The 3,102-nt window shown below is 56.0% G+C and carries 4 protein-coding genes; 2 read left to right on the plus strand and 2 right to left on the minus strand.

Features of this window, described 5'->3' with window-relative positions; genetic code table 11:
* Both L691_RS0117665 and L691_RS0117670 read right to left on the minus strand, forming a co-directional pair.
* Positions 1-505 (minus strand): fumarylacetoacetate hydrolase family protein (locus tag L691_RS0117665; protein ID WP_025691748.1); only part of this gene is annotated, 505 nt, incomplete at its 3' end.
* A gap of 40 nt (positions 506-545) precedes the next feature.
* The gene (locus tag L691_RS0117670; protein WP_025691749.1) at positions 546-1,319 is read right to left on the minus strand and encodes a Cof-type HAD-IIB family hydrolase; all 774 of its coding nucleotides are present in this window, start codon (positions 1,317-1,319) and stop codon (positions 546-548) included.
* Positions 1,320-1,499: 180 nt separating this feature from the next.
* Here L691_RS0117670 and L691_RS0117675 point away from each other — a divergent pair, with 180 nt between their 5' ends.
* Together L691_RS0117675 and L691_RS0117680 are read left to right on the plus strand one after the other, a co-directional pair.
* Positions 1,500-2,597 (plus strand): LLM class flavin-dependent oxidoreductase, encoded by a 1,098-nt coding sequence (locus L691_RS0117675; protein ID WP_051459402.1) that lies wholly within the window; start codon positions 1,500-1,502, stop codon positions 2,595-2,597.
* Positions 2,598-2,622: 25 nt separating this feature from the next.
* A partial coding sequence (locus L691_RS0117680) for an SH3 domain-containing protein (RefSeq protein WP_025691751.1) occupies positions 2,623-3,102 on the plus strand: 480 nt, incomplete at its 3' end.

The raw sequence follows: 3,102 nt of genomic DNA on the forward strand, positions 1-3,102 counted from the left end.
CTCTTGCTGTCAGATCGTTCCCGACGGTATAGCCGAATACACAGGAAAGAGCCCCCTCCTTCGTCACCCCGGATGTCCGCTTTCCGATAACCAGCACAAGCTCTGCTTCGTAATCAAACTGGACCGCGCCATCCGGCAGGATAACCGTCTCCCGGTGAGCTGCCAGACTATTGTTAAATTTACTGAACAGCACCGGAACAGAAGGCGCCGCAAGCCCGGATTCAGCCGCATGGCTTCTGTAATTCAATCCTACGCAGATAATTTTCTGGGGGCGCGTGACGCAGGGCGCATACCGAATCTCCTCTTCCTCCAGCCACTGCGGGTCACCGGCCAGCAGCTCTTGAAGCCGGGGGATGGCTGCCGCACTGTCCCGAATAACTTCCTCCATAGAAAAAGAAAGCTCCAGCCCGCTGCGCCGGGCCGTTAATTCCACATCCATAATTCCTTCTGCGGTCTTCACTCCAAGTCTTGCCTGTCCGTCCTTCATAAATTGGAGCAGCTTCATTGTCCTTCCTCCTCGCTTTTGCCCGGAACCAGTGCCCCGGTTAAATCAAACCCGCTTTCACCAGGCCGTTATAAATGCCGCCTTCATCCACATGGCTGGTCACATAATCCGCATAGGGAATCAGTTCTTCATGTGCGTTCCCCATGGCAATGCCCATACCGGCCAGCTCCAGCATCTCCTTATCATTCAAGCCGTCGCCGAATGCGACCGACTCCTCGGTACTTATGCCAAGCATGTTCAGCATCGCTTCGATGCCCTTGGCCTTGGAGCTTCCCGGCGGCAGCACATCCATGGCAAGCGGATGCCAGCGGATCAGCCGGAGCTGCGGCAGCAATTCTTCGTACAGCGCTTCCTCATGGCTCTCACAGTGGAGGAACATCTGATAGATCTCGTTGTTTTTCCAGAATTCGGGGTCGAATCCCGGCTGATCCACCTTAAGCGTATTAACGGACTCGGTCACGAACGGATGGTTCTCGCTGTCTGCGAAATAAGTATGTTCGCCTTCGAACACCAGCGCATGCCGGTGCCGGGCCGCCAGCGTAATCAGTGCCTGAATCGTATCCTTGGACAAAGGCCGCTTGTGCAATGTCTTCCCTTTATACACGACATAAGCTCCGTTCAGGCATACATAAGAGTCGATGCCCAGCGCTTCCGCCAAAGGCTTGATAAAATAAGGCGCACGCCCCGTGGCGATTACCGGCTCTACCCCATTTTGCTTTAGCTCGGAAACGGCTTTAAGCGTGTCCTGCGGAATCTCCTTCTCCTCATTGACTAATGTTCCGTCGATATCAAAGAAGACCATTTTATAAGCCATATCTTCCTGCTCCTATTCCTTCGCCTAGCGGGAAATGCCGGCGGTTTCTTATTCCTCTCGCAATCCCTAACTTACCATGATCTAATTCCCAAGGGCAAGAAAATGAAGGCGTTTCATCTGGAAACTGTTATAATAATCACAACCAATCAAAGTTCACAGACCGCAAAAGGAGCCATCTTTATGACAATTCAAAATAATGCAGCGGCACTTCCCGGCAGCTTCGAATTTGGTGTGTATACCTTGGGAGATATCGTCCCGGACCCCGTAACAGGACAGGCCGTTAGCCAGCAGCGCCGTCTCCAGGATATCGTAGCCGCCGCCAAGCTGGCCGATGAGGCCGGACTTGACGTATTCGGCGTGGGAGAGCATCACCGGCTGGATTTTGCCGTCTCCTCGGTTCCCGTCGTGCTTGCGGCCATTTCCCAGGTGACGAGCCGGATCAAGCTGGCCAGCACAACCATGGTGCTTGGCACTATCGACCCCGTTAGGCTGTTCGAGGATTTCGCCACGCTGGACCTTCTGTCGGAAGGACGTGCGGAAATCATGGCCGGACGCGGCGCGTTCACGGAATCCTTCCCTCTATTCGGCTACGACCTGAATGACTACCAGCAGCTGTTCGCCGAGAATCTCGCTCTCCTTCAGCAGCTTGGCGAGCATGAGACCGTGAACTGGCAGGGCTCGTACCGTCCGCCGCTCAAGGATGCCGAGATTTCTCCCCGTCCCCTGCAGCCAAGGCTCCCGCTCTGGATCGGCGTAGGCGGCACTCCGGCGAGCGCAGAAAGAGCTGGAAGACTTGGAACCGGTATGGCGATCGCCATCCTCTCCGGCCGTCCCGAACGGTTCAAGCATCTGGCGGAGCTGTACCGGCAGACCGCCGCCGAAGCCGGACGCTCGCCGGAGAGCCTCAAGGTTGCCGTCACTAGTCACGGGTATATTGCCAAGTCCTCCAAGCAGGCGCTTGATGATTTCTACCCTTACTATTTGAATTATCTTAACGGCATCATGGCCCGGCCGGGTACTGAATTCCGGTTCACGCGCGAAGACTTCGAGGCATACACCCAGCCTGGCGAAGCGCTGGCCGTCGGCAGTCCGCAGCAGATCATCGAGAAAATTCTGTACCAGCATGAGCTGTTCGGACATGTCCGCTTTATGGCCCAGATGGATGTCGGCGGCATGCCTTTTTCCAAGGTCGCTTCAGCCATCGAGCTGCTTGCGGCGGAAGTCGCGCCGGTCGTGCGCCGGGAAATTGCCCGTAAGAAGAGTTCTTCCCTGTCATAAAATTCAACATAAAGCGAGGCTGAAGATGAATAAACAAACCTATCATGTTCTCAGGCCAAATGCAGTCAAGCAGCCAGCCCGGCCTGGCCGTCCGGCGCTGTTCAGGCGGATGGCCGCAGCGGCGGCGATAACCCTTCTTAGTCTTATGCTTACTTCACATACTGCACAGGCGGACAGCTATACCGCCAAGGTATACGCAACTTCGCTTAATGTGCGCAGTGAGCCGGCAGGCGGAGCGGCGGTCACGGGGGCGGTTAAAGGAGGGGCGCTTGTTACCGTCACGGACGAGCAGCATGGCTGGCTCAAGATTCGGACCAGAAATACAACCGGATGGGTTGCGGGTTATTATCTCAAGAAGGCTAGCGGCACAGCCGCTTCAAGCCAATCGGCCGTTACTGCAGTGAAGAAGATTGCAGCCCCACGCTCTTCTACGGCAATCGTTACGGCAGGCTCGCTGCGTATCCGCAGCGGACCCGGCACCGGCTATGACGTTATCGGTTCGCTG

The sequence above is a fragment of the Paenibacillus zanthoxyli JH29 genome (genome assembly GCF_000520715.1).
Lineage (GTDB): Bacteria > Bacillota > Bacilli > Paenibacillales > Paenibacillaceae > Paenibacillus_AQ > Paenibacillus_AQ zanthoxyli.